Source organism: Ectobacillus funiculus, from assembly GCF_004138295.1.
GTDB lineage: Bacteria > Bacillota > Bacilli > Bacillales > Bacillaceae_G > Ectobacillus > Ectobacillus funiculus.
Genome location: NZ_SCFM01000019.1, coordinates 95200 through 118735 on the forward strand (window position 1 = coordinate 95200; position 23536 = coordinate 118735).

20 protein-coding genes and 1 tRNA gene are annotated in these 23536 nt (G+C 40.9%); 9 read left to right on the forward strand and 12 right to left on the reverse strand.

The window, feature by feature from the left end; all coding sequences use genetic code 11:
- Nucleotides 1–30: 30 nt before the first annotated feature.
- Both EP737_RS14525 and EP737_RS14530 read right to left on the reverse strand, forming a co-directional pair.
- Nucleotides 31–2220, reverse strand: coding sequence for a DNA topoisomerase III (locus tag EP737_RS14525; RefSeq protein WP_129728689.1), 2190 nt, complete (start codon nt 2218–2220; stop codon nt 31–33).
- Nucleotides 2221–2449: 229 nt separating this feature from the next.
- A complete protein-coding gene (locus tag EP737_RS14530; protein WP_129728690.1) occupies nt 2450–3097 on the reverse strand; it encodes a trimeric intracellular cation channel family protein in 648 nt (215 codons plus the stop codon).
- Nucleotides 3098–3795: 698 nt separating this feature from the next.
- On the opposite strand from EP737_RS14530, the gene EP737_RS14535 reads away from it, so the two are divergent.
- The 3 genes from EP737_RS14535 (at nt 3796) to EP737_RS14545 (ending at nt 7423) form a co-directional block, all read left to right on the forward strand.
- Nucleotides 3796–4995, forward strand: coding sequence for an MFS transporter (locus EP737_RS14535; protein ID WP_129728691.1), 1200 nt, complete (start codon nt 3796–3798; stop codon nt 4993–4995).
- Between the two features lie 434 nt (nt 4996–5429).
- Nucleotides 5430–6146 carry a LytR/AlgR family response regulator transcription factor gene (locus EP737_RS14540; protein ID WP_129728692.1) on the forward strand — a complete coding sequence of 239 codons (717 nt, stop codon included), beginning with the start codon at nt 5430–5432 and terminating at the stop codon, nt 6144–6146.
- 398 nt (nt 6147–6544) lie between these two features.
- Nucleotides 6545–7423 (forward strand): LysR family transcriptional regulator, encoded by an 879-nt coding sequence (locus EP737_RS14545; protein ID WP_129728693.1) that lies wholly within the window; start codon nt 6545–6547, stop codon nt 7421–7423.
- 299 nt (nt 7424–7722) lie between these two features.
- On the opposite strand, the gene EP737_RS14550 is transcribed toward EP737_RS14545, so the two are convergent.
- A complete protein-coding gene (locus EP737_RS14550) occupies nt 7723–8847 on the reverse strand; it encodes a GerAB/ArcD/ProY family transporter (protein ID WP_129728694.1) in 1125 nt (374 codons plus the stop codon).
- A 357-nt stretch (nt 8848–9204) separates the two neighbouring features.
- Nucleotides 9205–10434: an aminopeptidase gene (locus EP737_RS14555; protein ID WP_129728695.1), complete on the reverse strand. Its 1230-nt coding sequence runs from the start codon at nt 10432–10434 to the stop codon at nt 9205–9207.
- Nucleotides 10435–10615: 181 nt separating this feature from the next.
- On the opposite strand from EP737_RS14555, the gene EP737_RS14560 reads away from it, so the two are divergent.
- Both EP737_RS14560 and EP737_RS14565 read left to right on the forward strand, forming a co-directional pair.
- On the forward strand, nt 10616–11065 hold the full coding sequence (locus EP737_RS14560) for a MarR family winged helix-turn-helix transcriptional regulator (protein WP_165350803.1): 450 nt from the start codon (nt 10616–10618) through the stop codon (nt 11063–11065).
- Between the two features lie 6 nt (nt 11066–11071).
- Nucleotides 11072–14245, forward strand: a complete 3174-nt coding sequence (locus tag EP737_RS14565; RefSeq protein ID WP_129728697.1) for an MMPL family transporter — start codon at nt 11072–11074, stop codon at nt 14243–14245.
- Between the two features lie 199 nt (nt 14246–14444).
- Here the strand turns inward: EP737_RS14565 and EP737_RS14570 are convergent, their stop codons facing one another.
- Nucleotides 14445–14867, reverse strand: coding sequence for a MarR family winged helix-turn-helix transcriptional regulator (locus tag EP737_RS14570; RefSeq protein WP_129728698.1), 423 nt, complete (start codon nt 14865–14867; stop codon nt 14445–14447).
- Between the two features lie 192 nt (nt 14868–15059).
- On the opposite strand from EP737_RS14570, the gene EP737_RS14575 reads away from it, so the two are divergent.
- Nucleotides 15060–15515, forward strand: coding sequence for a CBS domain-containing protein (locus EP737_RS14575; RefSeq protein WP_129728699.1), 456 nt, complete (start codon nt 15060–15062; stop codon nt 15513–15515).
- A gap of 50 nt (nt 15516–15565) precedes the next feature.
- On the forward strand, nt 15566–16801 hold the full coding sequence (locus EP737_RS14580; protein WP_129728700.1) for an MFS transporter: 1236 nt from the start codon (nt 15566–15568) through the stop codon (nt 16799–16801).
- Nucleotides 16802–16976: 175 nt separating this feature from the next.
- Here the strand turns inward: EP737_RS14580 and EP737_RS14585 are convergent, their stop codons facing one another.
- The 5 genes from EP737_RS14585 to EP737_RS25645 form a co-directional block, all read right to left on the reverse strand.
- Nucleotides 16977–17783, reverse strand: coding sequence for an arylamine N-acetyltransferase (locus EP737_RS14585; RefSeq protein WP_129728701.1), 807 nt, complete (start codon nt 17781–17783; stop codon nt 16977–16979).
- 12 nt (nt 17784–17795) lie between these two features.
- Nucleotides 17796–18251 carry a DUF2269 family protein gene (locus tag EP737_RS14590; protein ID WP_165350804.1) on the reverse strand — a complete coding sequence of 152 codons (456 nt, stop codon included), beginning with the start codon at nt 18249–18251 and terminating at the stop codon, nt 17796–17798.
- A gap of 82 nt (nt 18252–18333) precedes the next feature.
- Entirely contained in the window at nt 18334–19494 is a 1161-nt protein-coding gene (locus EP737_RS14595) for a LuxR C-terminal-related transcriptional regulator (RefSeq protein WP_165350805.1), read from the reverse strand.
- A complete protein-coding gene (locus EP737_RS14600) occupies nt 19484–19969 on the reverse strand; it encodes a hypothetical protein (protein ID WP_129728704.1) in 486 nt (161 codons plus the stop codon). Before EP737_RS14600 ends, EP737_RS14595 begins: the two co-directional genes overlap by 11 nt.
- A gap of 218 nt (nt 19970–20187) precedes the next feature.
- A tRNA-Sec gene (locus EP737_RS25645) sits at nt 20188–20283 on the reverse strand.
- A gap of 199 nt (nt 20284–20482) precedes the next feature.
- Between EP737_RS25645 and EP737_RS14605 the strand changes: the two genes are divergently transcribed.
- Nucleotides 20483–20788 carry a transposase gene (locus tag EP737_RS14605; protein ID WP_129728705.1) on the forward strand — a complete coding sequence of 102 codons (306 nt, stop codon included), beginning with the start codon at nt 20483–20485 and terminating at the stop codon, nt 20786–20788.
- Nucleotides 20785–21672, forward strand: coding sequence for an IS3 family transposase (locus EP737_RS14610; protein ID WP_165350806.1), 888 nt, complete (start codon nt 20785–20787; stop codon nt 21670–21672). The genes EP737_RS14605 and EP737_RS14610 overlap by 4 nt, the downstream gene beginning before the upstream one ends.
- 392 nt (nt 21673–22064) lie before the next feature.
- Here EP737_RS14610 and EP737_RS14615 read toward each other — a convergent pair whose 3' ends face one another.
- Together EP737_RS14615 and EP737_RS14620 are read right to left on the reverse strand one after the other, a co-directional pair.
- Nucleotides 22065–22799 carry an SIS domain-containing protein gene (locus EP737_RS14615; RefSeq protein WP_129728707.1) on the reverse strand — a complete coding sequence of 245 codons (735 nt, stop codon included), beginning with the start codon at nt 22797–22799 and terminating at the stop codon, nt 22065–22067.
- Between the two features lie 10 nt (nt 22800–22809).
- Nucleotides 22810–23535 carry a GntR family transcriptional regulator gene (locus tag EP737_RS14620; RefSeq protein WP_129728708.1) on the reverse strand — a complete coding sequence of 242 codons (726 nt, stop codon included), beginning with the start codon at nt 23533–23535 and terminating at the stop codon, nt 22810–22812.
- Nucleotide 23536: the final 1 nt, after the last annotated feature.

Consider the following 23536-nt stretch of genomic DNA (forward strand, 5'->3'; position numbering starts at 1 on the left):
ACAGTAGATAGCCACTCCCATTTTAGTAATTTAATCAAATTTCATCCCTTTTAATAAGTCTGCAAAGGGATTATTAATTGGTTCAGCTTCTTTTTCTTGCTGTTTTAAATACTTTTGTACTGAACGCTTATCCACTTTACCGCCAGATTCTTTTTTACGTCGTTCTTCAAAAGCAGATAGCTTCTCGCGATACCCACATTTACATGCGAAAATTTGACCTTTACCTTCACCACGAAGTTCCATTTTCTTTTTGCATTGAGGGCAGCGTGCATTGGTTAAACGTGCGACATTCTTTTTATGACCGCATTCACGATCTTGGCAGACAAGCATTTTGCCTTTCTTGCCGTTTACTTCAAGCATTGGTTTTCCGCAGTCAGGGCATGATTTTGTGGAAATATTATCGTGCTTGTATTTTTTATCACTTGCTTTAATTTCAGCAACGATTTCCTTTGTATATTCCTTCATTTCATTTATGAACACATCTTTTTTTAGCTTCCCTTTAGCAATCAGCTCAAGTTTTTGTTCCCACTCAGCTGTTGTCGCCGGCGATTTTAATTTTCCTGGTACTAAATCTAGTAGCTGGCGCCCTTTGGAAGTAATATAGATGTCTTTTCCGCCACGTTTTTCGATTAGGAATGAGTTGAATAGCTTATCAATAATATCAGCACGAGTTGCAACTGTACCAAGTCCACCAGTTGATTTTAATGTATCTACAAGCTTCTTATCATTTGTTTCCATGTACTTTGCAGGATTTTCCATGGCTGACAGCAAAGAGGCCTCTGTAAAGCGTGCAGGGGGCTTGGTTTGACCTGATGTTTGAACAATTAGCTTTGTTATTAATACATCATCTTTTTCAAGACGAGGTAATATCTGCTCCTTTACATCATCAGTTGACTCTTCATCATCGAAACGATTTTCATACACTTCTTTCCAGCCGGCGTTATTTACCAATTTCCCTTTAGCAATGAATTTTTCATTACCGATTTTTGTTTGTATTGTTAATTGCTCGTACTCAAAAGCAGGGAATAATACAGCTAAGAAACGTTTTACAACAAGGTCATATATTTTACGCTCTTTATCTGTAAATGCTGAGAGGTTCACATAACCTTCAGTTGGAATAATGGCATGGTGATCACTGACTTTTCTATCATCTACAAAGGCACTTGTTGCTTTAATTGGCTTTTTTAATACCTTTTGGGCAAGTGAACGATATTCACCTACACCACATGCCTTTAAACGCTCTGGAAGCGTACTAACAATGTCTGAAGATAAATAACGTGAGTCTGTACGAGGGTATGTTAATACCTTATGCTGCTCATACAGTTTTTGCATGATATTGAGTGTTTCCTTAGCTGAATAACCAAAGATTTTATTGGCATCACGCTGTAGTTCTGTTAAATCATATAGAGCAGGCGAGAATGCTTTCTTTGCCTTACGATCAATCGCAACCACAGTGGCATCCTTACGTCCAAGTGATTTAACGATTGCATCCATTTTTTCTTTATCAAAGCTACGGCTATTACCATTCGCATCCTGCCATGTTAATTTAAGTCCATCTGTTTGGGCTTCAATACCATAATACGTTTGCGGTTTGAAATTCTTAATTTCATCTTCACGTGCTGCAACCATTGCAACTGTTGGTGTTTGCACACGCCCGCAGTTTAATTGCGCATTAAATTTTGTTGTTAAGGCACGAGTTGCATTTAAACCGATATACCAGTCTGCCTCTGAACGTGCTACTGCTGAAGCGTACAAGCTTTCATAAGCTTTACCAGGCTTCAAGCTATTGAACCCATCTTTAATAGCTTTATCTGTTACAGATGAAATCCACAGACGTTTGATAGGCTTATGAACCTTTGCCTTATCAATTATCCAACGTGCAACTAATTCTCCTTCCCTCCCTGCATCAGTGGCCACGATTATTTCATTCACATCAGTGCGGCTTAACTGTGCTTTTACAGCATTAAACTGTTTTCCTGTTTGTTTTATGACAACTAATTTCATGCGTTCCGGGAGCATAGGAAGGTCTTCTAGATTCCATGTTCTATATTTCATATCATATACGTCGGGATCTGCTAAAGTCACTAAATGTCCTAACGCCCAGGTAACGATATATTTGTCGCCTTCCAAAAATCCATTTCCCTTCTTCGTACACTTCAATACATTTGCTATATCGCGTGCAACGGAAGGTTTTTCAGCAATTACTAAACTTTTTGCCATGTTTCCGAACTCCTTTACTAACTATGTACTGTTTAATATACCATAGTTTTAGGGTGAAAAATGTATGGACACCTTTATCATTCTCCGACAGAAGACCCCCACCTCAAAGTTTGATCAAAGGTCCTATAGTGATAGGAAGGCTTTAAATACAGCGTTAGCTTATGCGCTGGCGAAGCTAACGCTGAAAGGCAAGAGGCTTCCAAAGGCTAAAGCAAAAGAAAGGAATGCACTAGTTCTGCATCCCTTTCCCCTTATCTTTACTTATTTCCATATCAGTTTTAAATACAGGAAAATTCATATTATACTTAACAGCTATTACCCTGATAATAAAGGTAACAAATAGGCAAATATATAAAGAGATAATATGCGGAACGAGGTCGTACGTAATAAATAAACTCATTGCACCTATAATAGAGGCAATTGCATAAATTTCCTTTCGAAATACGTATGGAATATCTTTAGCTAATAAATCACGTAAAATTCCTCCGCCAATACCGGTAATAACTCCCATGGATACAACGAGGAAAGGTGCATTCATGTGATGGGTGAGAGCGGCATTTGCACCGACCGCTGTAAAAACGCCTAGTCCAACTGCATCTGAGATCATAATTATATTTTGTAGCTTAGTGACTTTTTTGTAAAACAACCATGTAAGCAGTGACGTACATAAACTGACGAAGAAATAAATAGGTTGAATAAGAGCAACAGGAGGCAGATTCCCAATCATAATATCCCGCAAGACGCCGCCGCCAAGTGCTGTTGCAACGCCAAGGCAAATCACCCCGAATAAATCGAGCTGTTTTTTCATGCCGACTAAAGAACCTGATATTGCAGCGGCAATAATACCGATAAAGATAAATACATTAATAACAGTCATTCTTTCCAGGTTCCTTTCTTTTCTAATTCCTTGTTTTTTACACTTTAAGTAACGTATAAATTTCTAGCAGGAAGACAATTCGATGGAGCGAGAAATGTTAGGAATAAAGTATAAGTAGAGCTACGCCTCTGTCTTCGCTCAGGGGCAGGGCTCGCCAATCGGCGAGTTTTCTTTACACTTTAAGAAATTATAAATTTCTAGCAGGAAGACGATTCGACGTAGCAAGAAATTTCAGGAATAAAGTATAAGTGCAACTACACCTCTGTCTTCGCCCAGGGGCAGGGCTCGCCAATCGGCGAGTTTTCTTTACAAGGAGAAAATATACAACAAGTTTGGGAAAAGTACAACAATTGTTTTGCCATATGCAAAAAAGAATGGAGTTAGAAGGAGAGGAAGCGTTTTGAAGGTGAAGGCTTTCTTTAAGGAGTTCCTTCTTTTATATGTGATTTGCTATATGAGAAAAATGCACATAAGAAGCAGAAGGAGTCACATACTAAATAGGAAAAAGGGCTGCAATCTGTTTTTGCTCTTATGAGAGCTAGACAGGCCTAAATTGTAAAAAACTTCTTATATGTATATTTGTCCAAGGAGACGATTATTCGCTGTTCTTCCTCATAAAACTGCAATAAAAAAGTATACTTATACACTGCAATACGTGTAAAATGCTAAGAGTGAATATTGGCAACAGGAGGTTTCTCATGAGTAAAGTAACTGTAGTTTCCGATCGGAGGCTTCTCGGCGTCGCCGGTCTTGGCTGGTTGTTTGATGCAATGGATGTAGGACTTCTCTCTTTTGTCATTGCAGCGCTGCAAAAGGAATGGGGTTTAGATGCAAAGCAAATGGCATGGATCGGAAGTATTAATTCCATTGGCATGGCTGTTGGAGCTCTTATATTTGGTTTATTATCAGATCGGATTGGTCGAAAGCAAGTTTTTGTTATTACACTGCTATTATTTTCACTTGGAAGCGGGCTGTCGGCACTCGCCACTACGCTTACTGTATTTATGATTATTCGATTTTTGATTGGTATGGGATTAGGGGGAGAGCTTCCCGTTGCATCTACACTTGTCTCGGAAAGTGTACCTGCAAAGGATCGGGGAAGGGTTGTTGTTTTATTAGAGAGCTTTTGGGCTGGAGGTTGGCTGATTGCCGCACTCATTTCCTATTTTATAATCCCGAGGTATGGATGGCAGACCGCTATGATAATAAGCGCAATTCCAGCCTTCTATGCACTGTATTTGCGGTGGAGTTTACCTGATTCGCCTCGTTTTCAGCCGCAGCAAGCAAAGCAGCCAGTTTGGGAGAAAATAGGGACCGTTTGGTCGGCGCCGTACGCTCGTTCAACGATTATGCTTTGGGTGCTTTGGTTCTGTGTTGTATTCTCGTATTACGGCATGTTCCTGTGGCTTCCAAGCGTTATGGTGCTGAAAGGTTTTACCTTAATTAAAAGCTTTCAATATGTACTTATTATGACGCTGGCACAGCTCCCGGGTTATTTTACAGCTGCGTGGCTCATTGAAAGAGCGGGACGGAAATTTGTTCTTGTTACATACTTACTTGGCACAGCACTAAGTGCTTATGCCTTTGGAGAAGCTGATTCACTTTCGATGCTGATTGCCTCGGGAATTTTTCTTTCCTTCTTCAATCTTGGCGCATGGGGAGCCCTTTATGCTTATACGCCAGAGCAGTATCCAACAGCAGTTCGCGGAACTGGTGCGGGTATGGCTGCCTCCTTCGGGCGTATCGGCGGTATCCTGGGACCATTGCTTGTAGGATATCTTGTAGCGCAGAAAACTGCAATTTCAACGGTTTTTATTATTTTTTGCGTGGCAATTATTATCGGTGTAATTGCTGTAGTATTGCTGGGGAAAGAAACCCGCCAGCAGGAGCTTGTATAGAGGAAGCGGATGCCGCTTCCTTTTTCCGTATCAGGTTGTCAATCGGCGAGTTTTCTTTATACTTTAAGAACGTATAAATTTCTAGCAGGAAGACAATTCGGCGTAGCGAGAAATTTTAGGAACAAAGTATAAGTGCAACTACGCCTCTGTCTTCGCCTAAGAGCAGGGCTCGCCAATCGGCGAGTTTTCTTTATACTTTAAGAACGTATAAATTTCTAGCAGGAAGCCAATTCGGCGTAGTGAGAAATTTTAGGAACAAAGTATAAGTGCAACTACGCTTCTGTCTTCGCCCAAGAGCAGGGCTCGCCAATCAGCGAGTTTTCTTTATGGAAAATAGAAACAGTTTGTAGTTTAAGAGGATTTATGTCGTTTTAAGTCGAATGTATAGTATATGTATAGTCGACAACATAGAAAGAGTTAGGTGGTAAACAGGAATGAAGATTTTGATTGTAACCGAACAGGCGGAGAGCAGAAACCTAATCTTACAAGCGGTCGAGCGGGAAGTAAATAAAAAGGAGATCTTAGAAGCGGCTACTGCATTTGAGGCAATTAAGCTTATGAAGAGACACGATCCTGAGTTTCTATTTCTTGATGTGCAGCTTTCAGACGGAAGCGGTTTTGAGGTAGCCGAGTTAATCAAGCAGCTTGATTTAGCAGCACAGGTCATCTTGATGGGAGAGGATGTACAATATGCAGTAGATGCATTTCGCATGCGTGCGTTCTATTACCTGCTCAAGCCGTTTCAGAATGATGAACTTTCTTATCTTGCTTCTCTCATAGAGAAGGAGAGAAGGAAGAAAGGCGGGGGTGTCCTCCAAAAGCTTCCCATTGAAAACCACGAAGGAATTTCTTATATCTTTCCTAATGAAATTATATATGTTAGTAAGAATAAGGAAAATAAAACAGTCTCCATCTATACAAAAGAGACCCAGTTTACATCAGCCTATACCCTGCAGGAACTAGAGGATAAGCTTACCTCGCATCATTTTTTACGAGTGCATAAAAGCTACCTTGTGAATCTGTTATATATAAAAGGATTGAGGCCATATTATAACGGAACATACAATTTATACTTAGCAGGCTGCATGGATTGTCCGATTCCGGTAAGCCGCAATTATGTAAAGCGTCTAAGGCATAAGATAGAGATATAAATACGTTCAGGAGACTCTTGCTTGTTAAGAGGTATCGAATTAACAAAGCCCTTATTATGTTTAGAATAAGGGTTTTTCGAATTACACTTTAAGAAAGTATAAATTTCTAGCTGGAGGGCAATTCGGCGTAGGGAGAAATTTTAGGAATACAGTATAAGTGCAACTACGCCTCTGTCTTCGCTCAAGGGCAGGGCTCGCCAGTCGGCGAGTTTTCTTTAATAGATGAGTTATATAAACATAATAAAAAATAGTTATAATTTCGATGAATTAGTATCATGGATTCATGCTTAGCCGTATTATTATCTTTGAAGGGTGAATAATATCGGTAATTTTGTTATAAGGAAAACAAATAGTTATAATAATGATGATAAGCAAGGTTTTATAAGCGGGGGTATGGAATGGAGCAGCAATTAGATGTATTTGTAAAGGTTGTGGAGCTGAAAAATTTCTCTCTTGCGGCAAAGGAGCTGCATATGACGCAGCCGGCGGTAAGTCAGCATATTCAAATGCTAGAAAGGGATATGGGAGCAAAGCTGTTAGAGCGCAATAATAAATTTATTCGTCTTACACATACCGGCGATATTGTATATTATCATGCCAAGGAGATTTTAGGGCTGTATTCGAGAATGAAGGACTTAGTAGAAGATGCGATGCATGAGGCGAGAGGCAAGCTGCTCATTGGTGCGAGCTATACCTTTGGGGAGTATATCTTGCCCCATGTTATTGCTAGGCTGAGGGATGCGTATCCATCTATTCAGCCATCCATTACGATTGCTAATACACAGGAGATTGTTCATCTTGTGAAAAGCTATCAGCTTGATGTTGGCATCATTGAAGGGGATTTGCATGAGCCGAAGCTTCACACTGAGCCATTTGCGAAGGATGAAATGCTTTTATTTATTTCTCCAAAGCATCCGCTTTCCCAGAAAAGGAATGTGTCCATGAGGGATTTACAGGATGAAACATGGATTGTTCGTGAAATTGGATCTGGCACGCGGGAGGCTGCAGAGAAGCTGTTTGACGCCTCTCAAATTAGACCGGAGCATATGATGGAGTTTGGAAGCAATCAAGTGATTAAGGAGTCAGTAGAAGCAGGGCTTGGGATTACGCTTCTGTCAAAATCAGCAGTGCGGAAGGAACAAAAGCTAGGTACGCTTATCGCTCTGCAGATTGATGGGCTGCCACTTGTGAGGAACTTTTCTATTATTACGAAGCCGACGAAATTTCAGCCTCGTTCAGTGGATGTATTTTTGCAGCTTCTGCGCGCGGAACAATAGAAAGGACAAGGGAGAGACGTGCTTGTCCTTTTTCGTACTGTAAGAAAGTATAACTTCCCGGCTGGAGGTTCATTCGACGTAGTAGGGAATTGTAGGAATACAGTAAAGGGCAACTACGCCTCTGTCTTCGCCGGGGGGCAGAGCTCGCCAATCGGCGAGTTTTCTTTACACTTTAAGAAAGCATAAATTTCTAGATAGAAAATCATTCGACGTAGTAAGAAATTTTAGGAATAAAGTATAAGTGCAACTACGCCTTTGTCTTCGCCGGGGGGCAGGGCTCGCCAATCGGCGAGTTTTCTTTATGTAATCCTTCCTGGAGAAGGCTTTTTTCCTAATTTCTTGCCCCATGTAATAACGAGGAGCAGGACAGGGATTCCTATTTGAAAGGGAATATGTAAATAATAGGGAACCTGCTTTAGGCCTATTTCAATGTGGCTCGTAAAGCTGCTGTCCATATTGACCGAATAAACTGTAACGACTGCCACGAAACTCGCTACTAGGATTAGAATATGTTTCTTTTTCTGAATTAAAAATAAGTCTTTCATACCGTTTATCCCTGCATAGAAAAAAATACTTATTTTAAAAAAACCACCGAGTATTAAGGCTGATAAAGCTACGGCATCTACCCGCTGAATAAAATCCCCGACATTAATTTTCCCTACTGTGGTCAGAAGAGGAAATTGCTCTGTACTTGCTTGAGCAACTCCAAGTACGGCAATGTTCGTAATAATGGTGGTTATCAAAATAAAACCGCTTATAAGAATAGCCTTCACCCCTGTTTTCCTAGTATGGGCTTGCTCATTGACATAGGGAAGAATCATCGAAAAAACAATAATTTCTCCAAAGGGGAAAGTTACCGTCAGAGGAAAAGTAGCCTTCATCACCGGCTTCCACCCTCCTTCTAATACAGGAAGCAAATTTTTTATATGAAAAATGTGCGAAAATAAAATAGCAATCCCTGTTATCAAAGCTAAAAAAATCATAAACGGGAGAATGATTTCCCCTGTTCTTCCGACAACCTCTAGACCGTAATAGACAGCTCCGCCAATCACAAGCATTAACATACTATTTATAACAAGCATAGGTGTAGCTTCCAAGGTAGATGTTAGTAGAAGATCTCCGAAGTCTCTCAGTACCCGAGCAGATAGGTAGAAAAAATAAAAAATGTACAGAAGGGCCAGGAGTGAGCCAAGATATTTTCCCAATATACTTCGTACATATTGTGTCAAAGGCAGCCCCTCATATTGATGATATAAGTAATCATAAACGAGGAACAGGCATACTCCCGCTCCTGTGCCAAGAAGAACGGCCAGCCAGGCATCTTGTTTTGCCTGCATCCCAAGATTTATAACGATGGAACTCCCCAACTCAAACAAGAGCATAAGGATAAAGAGCTGCCTTTTACTAATCTTACCTCTTTCCATATATACACTCCTCGAATATGTTGCTGAATTGAATGAGGATGAAAAAAACTAAAAAATAGGGGAGAAGTTCTGACCTTATAATAAAACCATGAGGCTCATTGATTGCGGGATACATCAGTTTTAAACATAAAAAATAATCCCCTTTGGCGCTTGTCTATAGCTACTTGCTAGTATAACCTACCAATTGGGGATATATGTCTTAGATTACTTTACTTGTATACGAGGTGCACTCACGTAGTTCCAATTGAAGAAAATATAAATCTTCAGCTAGAGGCGAATTCGGCGAGAACCTTTTAGGAACACAGTACGACGATGCTTTTGTCTTTGCTTAACAGTTGGCCAATCAGCGAGTTTTCTTTACAATGCCCAGTTTCCATTACGTAATACAGGCTCACGCTTCCCGTCCTGTGTGATGCCATCAATGCTTAATTCTGCAGAGCCTATCATAAAATCTACGTGTGTAATGCTCGTATTGGCGCCATTTTTCTCAAGCTCCTCTTTTGCCATCGTTTTTCCCCCTTCTAGGTTAAAGGCATAAGCGCTTCCGATTGCAAAATGGCACGATGCATTTTCATCAAATAATGTATTGTAAAAGATAATATTCGTATCGGAAATCGGTGACTTGTGCGGCACGAGCGCAACCTCTCCTAAATAGTGAGAGCCTTCGTCAGTATCAATAAGTTGCTTTAATATTTCCTCACCCGTTTCAGCTTTAATCTCAACAATTCGGCCGTTTTTAAAGGTTAAGGTAAAGTTATTGATTACATTACCGCCATAATTTAATGGCTTTGTGCTTGTTACATATCCGTTCACACCGGTTTTTAGGGGCACTGTAAATACTTCTTCAGTCGGGATGTTTGCAATAAACGGTATGCCATTTTCATTTTCGCTGCCGCCGCCGACCCATAGATGCTTCTCTGCAAGCTCCACTGTCAAATTAGTGCCTGGTGCTGTATAGTGTAAAGCTGTATAGTGCTTTTGATTGAGATAATCAACCTTGCCTTGCAAATGAGCGCGATGCTCACGCCACGCTTGTACCGGATTGTCTAGGTTCACACGCGTTGCATAAAAAATCGCATCCCATAGCTTAGCTATCTGTTCTTCTTCCTCTGCCTCTGGGAATACCTTCGCTGCCCATTCCTTTGTTGGAACAGCAAGAACAGTCCAGCTCACTTTGTCAGATTGGATATAACGGCGGAATGTTTCCAATGCCTGGCCTGTTGCTTTTGTCGTATTAGCGATTCGCTCTGAAGACACCCCTTTTAGCAAATCCGGATTTACTGCATGAATGGATAAAAAGGCTGCGCCCTGCTCTGCCAATTCTTCATTTGCCCGTGCTTTCCATGCTGGAAACTCAAGAAACGCCTCATCGGGAGCTAAATCGTATTTTGTGCGTGTAAGTACCTCGTCTGTCCAATCTACATACACATGCTTTGCGCCAGCTTCATATGCCTTTTTCGCAGCAAGGCGAACGAAGTCCAGAGCTGCAATCGGCGCATTGATTTGTAAAGTTTGTCCCTTTTGAATATTTACGCCTACTCTTACTGCTAAGTCAGCATACTTTTCCAAATATGTTTCGAATGACATAGGCACTCTCCTTTATGTAAAAAAATGGGTTCCCCTTATTGTACTAAAAAAGATATGAAATAAGAAATGATTTGCAGGGAAGGCTTTTCTTATTGAACCGTTTTTATTTTTATTTTATACTTAGGAAAAGTAGTTCAACTGTTGAACTATTTCATAATTGAACAAAAAGGAGAGGAGAACAGTGAACCCGAACAAAATCGACAGTCTGATTCGCCGTTATGAAGACATCTTCGTGTTTGCAAATCGTAAAATTCATGCGTTGTTTGCGGAGCAGCTGAGCGATGATATTACAGCTGAGCAATTTTTTACACTTCGTCTTATTAAGGAGCGTGGTCCTTGTACGTCAAGTTTGCTATCGGAATGGAATTGTGTGAACCGCAGTGCTACCACGGCAATGGTGGACCGCTTGGTTGCGAAGGGCTACGTCACACGCCAGCCGGATTCCCAGGATCGTCGCGTTATCCTGCTTCAGGCAACGGAAGATGCAGAGCAGGTGCTGCAGGCAGGGCAAGAAAATTTGCGTCAGTTTGTTAGAACGTATCTAGATGAATTAGAAGAAGAAGAATTGGAAAGTTTTATCTCGGTTTATGAAAGGATTTGGAATATTATTCAAGAGAAAGAAGGGAAGTAACAGGCGATGCGAATATTACTCAAGCTTCGATGGTTTTTCCTCTTCTTCTGGATTGTCCTTTTGGCTGTGCTGCTTGGCTTTCAGCCTAGTATGGAGCAGCTCGTTCGTGATAAAGGCGGTATTACAGTCCCGAAAGGCTATTCCTCAGTAAATGCAAAAGAAATTTTGCAGAGACATAATTCAGAAGAGAAAAATAGTATCTCCGCTGTTCTTGTGTTCCATGACAAGCAAGGGATTAGTGAACAAGATAAGGCAGAGATTAACAAGGTACTTAATACTTTAAAGGATGAAAAGGAAAAGCTCGGGATTACCGAGATAACCACATATTTAGATAGTGAAGAAGTGAAAAAGCAGGTTGTCTCCGAGGATAATAAAACAATCTTAACACCCATTTCGATAGAGCCAAAGAAACGAACTGCCGGAGAAGTACGTGAGGAATTACAGAAGGCAATTGGAAAAACGAAGGTAGAGCATTACTTAACCGGCGAGAGCTTTATTGGGGAAGATGTTGTCGTTAGTTCGCAAAATGGATTACATAAAACAGAGAAAATTACTGTTGTATTCATTCTGCTTGTATTGGTTCTCGTATTTCGTTCTGCTATTGCACCACTCATTCCTCTTATTACGGTGGGGATTTCGTATGCAGCAAGCGCTGCAATTGTAGCATATTTAGTAAAGTGGTTTAACTTTCCGCTTTCAAACTTTACGCAAATCTTTATGGTGGCCGTATTGTTTGGAATTGGAACAGATTACTGCATCTTGCTGCTGAGCCGCTTTAAAGAAGAATTGCCGCGGCATGAGACAGTAATGGAGGCAATTATTCGCACCTATCAAACAGCAGGAAGAACGGTATTTTTCAGTGCCCTTGCTGTTTTGATTGGGTTTGCATCGATCGGCCTTTCACAGTTTTCCTTATACCGCTCCGCAACAGGTGTGGCGATTGGGATTGCTGTTTTGCTTGTAGCGTTTGTAACGATTGTGCCGTTCTTTATGGCGGTGCTCGGGCCGCGCCTATTTTGGCCAACCAAGTCTGTTGGCGGTCACGGCGAAAGCAAAATGTGGGGAGCGCTTGGACAATTTTCATTAAGCAAGCCGTTTCGTGCCCTTTTGTTTGTAGCGATTATTGTTGTACCGCTTCTTGTAAGCTATAATGGCAAGCTATCATTTAACTCATTAAGTGAAATCGGTGAAAGCTACGAATCTGTAAAGGGCTTTAATACGATTGCGGACAGCTTCGGACCGGGTGAAGTCATGCCGGTACAGGTTGTCATTGAAAGCGAGAAAAACTTAGATTCTGCAGAGGGCTTAGCGGCGATTGAAAAGGTAAGCCGTGAACTGGCGGGCATTTCTGCAGTGGACAAGGTGCGAAGCGCAACGCGGCCGCTTGGCGAGCCGGTGAAGGAATTTACGGTTGCGGATCAAGCCAAAACATTACAGGATGGCCTTGGTGAGGGCGCCAACGGCATTAACCAGATTGGTGACGGTTTAGATCAAGCGAAGGTATCCCTTGCCTCCTCTGAACCGCAGCTTGATGCAGCAGTAACAGGTATCGGCAATCTGGCTGACGGTACGAAGGAGCTGCGGGATGGCTTCACTCAAATACAGGATGCGCTATCTCAGCTTGAATCGGGAATGCGCGACGGCTCTATCGGTGCTGGAAAGCTAAGAGAGGGCTTGGCTCAAATTCAGGCACAAATCCAACAATCAAGCGGTAGTACCGCACAAATGATTGAGGAGTATAACAAGCTAGCAAGCGGCCTGCAGAATTTGAGCAACGGCTATACAGGCATAGAAGGCGGATTAGAGCAGCTTTCCGTTGGGCTTAATGCAGTACTGAAAGAAGATGCCGGCTTTGCTGCACTTGAGAGGAACCCGGATTATGCTTCCTTTGTTACTGATCCAAATTATGAAATGATTAAAAAGGCTGTAATGGGCACAACGCAAGGTACTGAAAGCTTGATTATCAATTTGAAGCAACTAAATCAAGGAATTAGCGCTGCAGCTGCAGGTGTAAGTGCTGGGAGCCAGCAAATGGAGCAGGCTGCAGAGGGTCAAAAGGCCTTGCTTGCTGGTTTGGCAGAGCTTGAGAAGGGCGCGGCTGCTTTAGAAACAGGGATTGGTCAGGCAGCTGATGGGCAAGGCCAGGTTGTCAGCAAGCTTCCAGAATTCTCAAACGGTCTATCCCAAATCGAGAACGGCCAACGCCAAGCGCAGAAAGGCTTTGCGGCAATGGCCTCCCAGCTAGAATCTCTAACGGATGGACTTGGTCAAAGTGTGGAGGGCTTACAGGAAGTATCCAAAGGACTCGGCTCCGCACAGGATTACCTAGGAAAGCTGACAAATAATACTGATCCGGAAATGAGCGGTTTTTATGTACCAAGTGAGGCGCTTGAAAGCAGCGACTTCCAGCAAGTATTTGACCGTTACTTATCAACTGATAAAAAGGTTGCAAAGTTTGAAGTAGTTTTAAAACACAATCCATATTCTGACCAAGCATTGAGAGCGTCGCGTGAGGTGAAAACAACTGTAGAACGGGCAATTGCCAGAACTGAGTTAAAAGGTGCAAATTACGGGGTATCCGGTATGTCAGCATCTTCCTCCGATATGCTTGCTGCTTCTGACAAAGATTACTCGCAAACAGTCATTTACATGATTATCGGTGTTTCGATTATTTTAATTATTCTGCTTCGTTCTATCGTTATGCCTCTTTACTTAGTTGTATCGCTCCTGCTTTGCTTCTACAGCTCATTGGCGATCAATGAAGTAATTTTCGTAGACATTCTCGGCTACGATGGCATCAACTGGACAATGCCGTTCTTTGGCTTTGTGCTTCTGATGGCACTTGGCGTTGATTACAGCATTTTCTTGATGGATCGCTTTAATGAGTACAAAGAGATGCCAGTAGGAGAAGCAATTTTAACAGCAATGCGAAACATGGGAACAGTAATTTTCTCCGCTGTTATTATCTTGGGAGGAACATTTGCAGCAATGTATCCGGCAGGTGTCTTGTCCCTCGCTCAAATTGCGACCATTGTCTTGGCTGGACTTGTATTGTATGCATTCGTTTTCCTGCCATTCTTTGTCCCGGTAATGGTGAAAGTTTTCGGACGGGCAAATTGGTTTCCATTTGATAGAAATCAAGAGATGCGTAAAAATAACAACCAAGATATTTCGGGATAATTATTTCCCGAGAAAAGAGCAGTCTGTATATGGCAGACTGCTCTTTTCTTACATTCATTTGATCTGCCTCTACGAACTGTCAGCCGCCAGCAATTGATTTAAGTAGATGCTCATATTGATACCCTTTTACCGTAGGTAGTTATCTATAGCTTGGGCATTCTCTTAATTGTCATACAGAAGGATTGTTTTATTAGAAACTTTATATGAACGTACGATTGAACTTTTTTAAAAGCTGCCCGAATACCTCTCGCTCTTCATCAGACCAGTCTTTCAGAAGTTCTTCAAATCTTACAAGTCGTGCTTGCTTGTATTCATTTAATTCCTTCTTTCCTAAATCTGTTATTTGCAGGGAATAGGCCCTACCGTCCAATGGATCCGGCACTCTATACACATATCCTTTTTGCTCTAGAGCAGCAGCCTGCCTGCTTACGGTGGAAATATCTAAATGGAATTCATCCGCCAAAGCCTTTACTCCAGCGGATCCATGAGAGGCTATTTGGTGTAACAAAAGATAGGCGGACCGATCGAGATTGCCGATTTTTTTAGAGGTTGTAATCGATGTGGCACGGCGAAGGAGAATCGCCATTTCAAGCTCAATGGTTTCCAATGCATGTTCATCCATGATTTCACTACCTCGCTATTATCCGTATTTTCTATGCCTTATGATAGCACAATTATCTTTGTTTTTGTAAGTTGTGCCCCTTAATGAAGGGCCCATTGACACTTTAGTTTATAGTTGTATAATACAATTATATACTTTCATTATACAACTTGTTTCTGAGCGGGTAGGCAATATAGGCTAGGGGGAATAGTGATGAAGGCTCATGAAATTATGATTAGTCCTGTTTATAAAGTAAAGGAGGATGACACTGTACGGTCTGTTATTGAAAGATTTATTGAGCATCGTATTAGCGGTCTTCCTGTAGTCAATGACAGAAACGAAATCGTTGCTTATGTAAGCGATGGGGATATTATGCGATATATCGGCAAGCACGAGGATAGGATCCTTGACTTCTTTTATCATGTTGTCACAATCAAGGGCGATGATGTGGAGTTTGAAGAGCGAGCAAAGGAATTGCTGAATTTGAATGTGCTGCAAATTGCGAAAAGAAAGGTAATTACAGTTTCATGGGATGCAGAAATTGAGGATATTGCCTCTATCCTAGGAAAAAAACAAATTAAAAAATTGCCGGTTGAGCGTAACGGTGTCTTGGTTGGGATCATTAGCCGCGGCGATGTAATCAGGCAGTCATTCAAATCCATAATGTAGCAAAAAAATGAATGCCTTACGATAAATTTAAACTAAGGAGATGAGAGTAGATGTCGTCTACCACTCAAAATATAGTATCAGGTGCATCAAAAATAAAAACTGAAGAAGCGAGTCTTTTAAAGCAGCCTAAGGCTGTATGGGCTGTTTTTTTCGCGTGTATTATTGCCTTCATGGGACTGGGGCTTGTTGACCCGATCTTACCAGCTATTGCTGAAAACTTGCATGCCTCGCATAGTGAGGTGACCTTATTGTTTACGAGCTATAATGCGGTTATGGCGGTAGCAATGCTGATTACTGGTGCAGTTTCGTCGAGACTTGGAATCAAGTGGACACTGCTTGCCGGTATCGTCATTATTGCTTTATTTTCAGCACTCGGAGGAGTTTCGAACGATATCTGGGCACTTGTAGGCTTGCGAGGCGGCTGGGGATTAGGGAATGCACTGTTTGTTGCAACGTCTTTAGCTGCTATTGTGTCGCTTTCAAACAGCGGAACTGCGAAGGCGATTATTTTGTATGAAGCAGCGATTGGGCTCGGGATTTCAGTAGGACCGCTTCTTGGCGGCTGGCTGGGTGCTATGTCATGGAGAGGTCCATTTCTTGGGGTTGCTACACTAATGGTAGTTGCTTTCATTGGCCTTATTGTATTGATGCCAAGATCTAATACTAAAAACACGGTAAAATCAAAAATATCTCTATTGGACCCGTTCCGTGCTTTGAAGCATCGTTCACTCTTAGTCTTCGGTATTGCAGCCGCCCTATACAACTTTGGATTTTTCACCTTGCTGGCTTACGCTCCTTTTGTAATGGGGTTAGATGAACATGGACTTGGTTATGTATTTTTGGGCTGGGGAATACTGCTGGCTGTTACTTCGGTCTTCATGGCTCCCAAACTTCAGCAATGGTTTGGAACCATTAAATCGATGTGTGCGATGTTGACCTTGTTTGCGCTGTTGCTAGTTGCTATGGGTATTTGGACATCTACGCAATGGGTCGTTATCACCGCGGTTATTTTAGCTGGGGCATTATTGGGAAATAATAATACACTCATTACAACCGCTGTGATGAATGCAGCTCCTGTTGAACGGGCGACTGCATCGGCTGCATATAGCTTTTTACGCTTCATTGGAGGAGCTATAGCTCCCTTTCTTGCAGGTAAATTAGCAGAATGGTACAATTCGCAGGTTCCATTTATTGTAGGTGCAGTGTTTGTTATGATTTCAGTAGTATTTATCGGTATGAATGCTAAGCATGTGAAGCATGTTGATCATGTGAAATCAGGGCATTAATTTTTATCATTGAGAATGGAAAAAGGTGTAGGTTAGTAATGTTGCCTTACACCTTTTTCTACTTTTTACACTTTAAGAAAGCATAAATTTCTAGCTGGAAGGCAATTCGACGTAGAGTATAAGGGCAACTACGCTTCTGGCTTCGCCTAACAGCTCGCCAATCAGCGAGTTTTCTTTAAATAAACAACTGTACGCTTCGTTTTTCTAAGAAGTTTAAAGCGAATTCTAAATCCTGCTTTTGAAGATTGAAGGTTATTTCCATCATCTCGAGCCAGCTATTTTTATCCTCATAGTCCTTGACTTGGATGCTTGTGTTGGATTTTATAATTAATTTAGAATTCATTACTGCATAGCTGACACGGTCCTTAAATATTGTTGCTACAATCCTTCTCATAAAAGGATTTTCATCTTCATCCCGGTGTGAATGGATGATATCCTCACGAAAACTCTCAAGTTCTACAGGAAACCATTCAATTATTTTCGTAACGAAGCTTTGCCCTCCTGTCCTTCTATCAATCAAGTATTCCCGATTATTTTTCCGTTTAATAATGATTTCTTCACCACAGCCGACTAAGTAAGGTTCCTTTTCAATGAGAAGGGGTTCAAATAATGGCGCCATATAACCGACATCGGTATAATATACTTTATCCTCGACGGTAACCATCAAGGCGAGATGATTATTTCCACCTCTGGCACGGACGTACTCTGCCTCAAATCCCAGGGATTGGAGTAAATTACCAAAATGAATATTGAGAATATAACAATTGCCTCCCCATCCTCTTTTAAGTAAGGTTTCAAGATATTCTTCTTTAGTTGGAATTAAATCATGCCTATTCTTCGAAGTGTAATAATGGTATTTACTGATGACTTCGAATGGAACCCGCTGCAAATGTGCTTCGATTAGACGTAGTAAATAAACATAATTAGGTTCTCTTTTCTCTAAACCCAAGTAATTTAAATATTGCTCTGTCCAACAATTCATTATTTCCCCACCTTATACTGGTTTTATTACCATAAGTGCAATAATGACTAATACAATCACACAGGAAGTAATATGATAATTTCGCACCTTAGCTAACAATGCCAACGAATGCTCATTTGTTTTAGTTTCACCTTGTTTACATAACTCTGATAATAAGATGGAAAGCCTTTTAGCTGCTGGTGTTAAATAACCAATGATAACTATTTCGGCTAGAATGAATAGAACCAATGCTCCACCAATCCACAACGTAAAAAATGTCCCATAGTTACCAAGCCAAACTAACAGCAGCCCGGAAATTAGGGTTAAGCCTCCAAACATTTTTGGAAGAACTTCTAAACGAGCTACCAAATCCACCATCCTTTTTACTTCCGTTAGAGACTTTTCCTTTTTTAGAATCAGAGGAAAAGAATATGCAGGGCCCAGCCCAACGACTGCTGATATTACATGCAACAATACAAGCCATTTCATCAAAAAACACCACCTATTCATAAGTCTTAAACTTATAATAGGTGGTGTAAAACATTTAAAATATCGGTTGAAATACGTAATTTTACTTGGAAGAGTCTGAAAGACCATTCTCGATAACATAGCTTGCTAATGCAGCACGGGAATTAATCTCTAATTTTTGATAAATGCGTTCTAAATGTGTCGTGATTGTCCGTTTACTTAAAAATAGAGCTTTTGCAATTTCGTCATTTGATAGGCCCCTTGCTATTAGGAGAGATACCTGTAATTCACGGGGACTCAAATGTGTTTTTATCTCGCCTTTTCGTTTTGAAACTTCTAAATGAATCCGTTCTAATTCTTGTTCAGTGGCTCGTATTCGTTCGATTTGGTCTTGAAGCCTGGGGAGTCTCTCAATAAGTTTGGATAGAAATTTTGAGACAACCAATAATATTTCCTCATTAAAATGACTAAATCCTTGGGAATCATTACTTTGACTACAAATTACAGCAATAACCTTTTCATCTTCTCCTATAATTGGCATAGCTATATAGTTATGGTTTACATTCCTGTAATCCTGATGTGAAAAGCTCTTTTTATCATCCTCTTGATGAAGGAAGGTAGTAATTGCATATTGATATTGTGAGCGAATATTAAAAATGCGTACTGGCTTTTCCTGTTGAACAGACCATTGGGCTACACGCTTAAGCAGTTGTGCGGCGGATTCCTCATCCAATCCTCTAAGTGCTGCGAGCTGTAAATTGTTTGAGGGCTCCTCGACTATCCACACAGCAGATACATCCCAGCCTAATTTCAGCTCTAACTGCTCTAAAAGGAGAGTATATAAATCCGCAGGTGATAACAGATGGCTATTCTCTTCTTCGCAAACACGGGCGGACCTGACACGGAATAGCTCGGCACTATTTACTTTAATCGGTATCGCCGTTTCGAGCATTATCGAGAGGACTTCATATTGCTTCTTCATTTCAGCGAAAATTTCCCCATCCGTCCTCGATCCTACATACTCTACCTCTATCTCCCAGGTAGAAAAAGTCGCAGTATCCATTGTTCGAATAAATGCTAAAGGATTTTCCTTTAAATTTTTCACGCTCTTATTCAGCATGTGGTTAGCTATGGCGACATGAGAGCTGTCAACATACCATACCCGCGAAATATTTGTAATGTTTGGTACACCGGCTTTGCTGCTGGTAATTAAAGTGGAAGGCACCACCCCCATTAGCGCAGGCTTCATCTCTTCAGGAACCATCCCCAACTCCCCCCCTTTGGTACCTGCTTCCTGCATATGGACCAGGAGTTTGGATAAATATCTCCTTCACCTTGTAGGTAAATACATCACAAAGAGCTGGTGAAAGTGGAAATTTCGAATACATTTTTGGAAAAAGCTTAAGACTGCCATTACGATAACGGGTTAAATACTCGAGATCATCTTCGATTGAAGCTGTTCTCGTACCAATAATAGTCCCTTTTAGTTGATAGGATTCATTGGAAAAACCATCTGTAAATAAACAAGTTATCATACTATTTCCATTTTTGATGTAGGAGAGGACTTTCTCTGTCTGCGATTTGAGTATATAAATACTAAGATGGTCTGTCCCCTTAATCCATTTCAAACCAAATCCGCGTACAGAATAAGACTGGCCTTCAAAATTGGAGACAGCAAGGTGGATATATATTGGTTCTGTTTTTGTTAAAAAATGGATAACTGTTTCATCTAAAATCATAAAGTCCTCCAGAATTATATTTTTCTAGCAAACTTAATTACAAACAACTTATTTATAGTTGGTTTATTAGTAGTGGGAATTTTAACAATTATCTCACAATTACTGTCTAAGGATGAAAAAAACATGGTTCAATAAACGTGGTTGTATGTGGGTTATCCTGTTTTTTGGAAGTAGAAGTATCTTATGTATAGGAAGGAGGCCTTATCTATCAAAATTAGCGGGACTGCGTGGGAATCGAACCCACGGGAGACGAGACACGCGCCTCCCAATCGGTTTTGAAGGCCACGAAAGGCACCAGAGCCTCAGTCAGCCCTGTGGCAAGGGGCGGCGCATATTGACATTTGCAGCGGGAACTGTAACGGCTTTTCCTAAGAGTTCCGCACAGTTCCACTTATTAGTCACATGGATTTTATCATTTTCCGACAGAAGACCCCCACCTCAAGGTGATATTATCCCCCTTGAGTAGACAGTTGGTAAAAAGCCCATACTGTTTATTCAGGAGGGATATTTGTGATGGGAAAGAAAACAACCTATTCTAAGGAATTTAAACTACGAGCGGTAAGAATGTATTTAGAAGGGAACTCAGGTTATTTACGTATCTGTAAAGAACTTGGGATTCCAGATACAAAAACGATTCGCCTTTGGGTAAAAAATTATCGAACAACAGGAATGGCTGGGCTAGAGGAAAGACGTGGGAAAACAAAGAAGTTTCGAGGGGGTCAGAGAGAAAAAGGAAACCATACGGAAGAATTAGAGCTTCAAAGACTTCGTGCGGAGAACGCATTTTTAAAAAAGCTACTCGCTTTTCAAAGGAGGTGACATCTCGTAAATCAAAGGCACTCTACTATGCCTTGATTCAAGAATTGGCATCTACTTACCCTATTTCTTTATTATGCTTTGTATCAGGTGTATCTAGAAGTGGTTACTATAAATGGATGATACGTCAAGGAAGACAAACAGAGAGACAACAGGAGAATGAAAGGGTAAAAGAATTGATTCTCCAGTGTCAGACGAGGGTAAAGAGGGTGTATGGTTACTATCGTGTACAGGCTTGGCTTCAACATACACAAGGACTTCGTGTGAATCATAAGCGAGTCTATCGTCTGATGAAGGAATTGAACATACAAGCGGTCATTCGGAAGAAAAAGAGATATTTCGGAAAACAGCAAGAACAAAAAGTAGTATCTTCTAATGTGATGAATCGGGAATTTACAGCGTCGCGTCCAAACGAAAAGTGGACGACAGACATTACCTATCTCATGTTTAATGGGAAACGATTGTATTTATCTGTGATGTATGACTTATTCAACAATGAAGTCATCACCTATCAGATTGGGAAACAAAACAATTTGAAGCTCGTCCTAGATACAGTAAAAGAAGCAATAAAAAAACGAAAGGTAGACGGAACCATTCTACATAGTGATCAAGGATTCCAGTATACCTCTCGCCAATACCATGAGCTCTTAAAAGCTCATCACCTTACTCCTAGTATGTCCCGAAAAGGGAATTGTTTAGACAATGCTTGTATGGAGAATTTCTTTAGCCATTTCAAGACAGAAATGATGTATCTGCATGATTTTCAAGAGGAACAGGAAGTCATAGATGCCACGCATCAGTACATCATGTTTTATAACCAAGAACGAATCCAAATCAAATTACAAAACCTGAGTCCTGTACAATATAGGACTCAGGTTTGTGCATAGTGCAAATAAGGCTTTTTTCACACTGTCTACTTGACAGGGATATGTTCAAGGAGCATTAGCGAGTAGGTGGGGGTAGTTTCAATATGCATGAGTTTATATATAAGTTGAACTAAATATTTTCTCGCAATCCCATCGCAGCACAAAGTCATACAGAATTACCCTATAAAGGTAATTTGAATGATGATTTAGTCAATCAAATAAGAAGGTGTGAGAATTAAATTCAATTTATATAGTTTTTCAAATGGCGAAATGAAAAGCTATTGTTATCCAATGCCAGCCTATATTATTATTTACCGCATGAATAAGGGCATTCATGCCTTGTGCATCCCCAATCATAATAGAAGATTCCCATTAATTTCGAACTTCAATTATATAGAAAGGGAAGCGCTTATTTATGAAAGAAACGGAATACGTTCTTTGTATATTTCAATCAATTTTTTATTATGCTGATCAGCTCCCTCAGTATTTCCGCTAAAAAAGATGGGAGGCTCGAAGCCCTGATCTGCCATAATTTGAATAGCTTTGACAAAGATGCTGTTCAATATAGTGGCTCCTATGATAGTAGAGCCAGATCCGAACTTCATAGGCAGCGCCGCATGTGTTATAAGTGCATCGCCTTTAGGAGCGTGATTATCAATTACTAAATCGGCAGCATCATATAAATGCTGCCCGCTTTTATGCCGTGAAGGACGGCTTTGCGAATATTCAAGTGATGTGAGCGCAATTACAAAGGCGCCTTTTTGCTTAGCGATTTTTGCAGCATCAATTGGAACCGGATTGATTCCAGAAGTGGAAATTACAATGAATATGTCATCTTTGCGGATATCTTGGTTTTCCATGAATGATTGTGCGAAGTCATTTTGCCGTTCGAGCTGCGATGAGCGGGCAGCTCCTTTATGAAGCATTAATTCCTCAACAAGGATAGGATGAATAGGTGCTAAACCGCCCGCTCTGTAAAATACTTCTTCTGTTAGAAGGTGGGAGTGCCCGCAGCCAAATAAATGCACAATACCGTTTGCTTGAATGCATTGCGCGATTTCTTCGGCTGCTTTCACGAGCTTTGTATGCTCTTGCTTCCTGGCGCGTTCAATGGCTGTTATGATTTCATCAAAATAAAGCTGTAGCATATGAATAACCTCATTGTCGTTTAATATGAATGGTAAATGTGTAACGATCCGCTCGATAAGAGGATTTTACAAATTCAAGCGGTGTCCCGTCCTCTAAATACGTATTGCGTTGCAGCAACAGAATAGGCGATCCTTTACGAATATTTAAATGTTCACCTTCGGTTTCAGATGCAATGGCAGCTTCTACAGATTGAGCTGCATGTCCAATTTTCAGATGTAATTGTTCTTCGATATATTGATATAAGGAATGGTTCACCTTTTCCTCTGTTAATCCCTTAATGAGATTTGCTGAAGCATACACAATTTCTAGCGCCATTGGCACTTGATCGGCAAGACGAATCCGTTTGATTTCATAAACAGGTGCATATTCTTTTATTTGCAGCTGATTGGCGATTTTCTCTGGTGCTGGAACGATTTCGAAACTCAGCAGTTTACTGCTTGGTACTAGCCCTCTTGCTTTCATATCCTCTGTAAAACTTGTTAAACTGCCAAGCTCTTGTTCCACCTTTTTTTCAGCGACAAACGTACCTCTTCCCTTTTGGCGATATAAATAGCCATCATCTACTAAATTGTTCATTGCTTGGCGAACGGTCATACGGCTGATATTAATGAGCTCCGCATATTCCCGCTCAGATGGAAGCATGTCGCCAGGCTGTAACTCACCGCTTTCAATTTGCTTTTTGATTTGTTCTTCCAGTTGATAATAGATTGGAAGAGGCGAGCTTTTATCAATCATA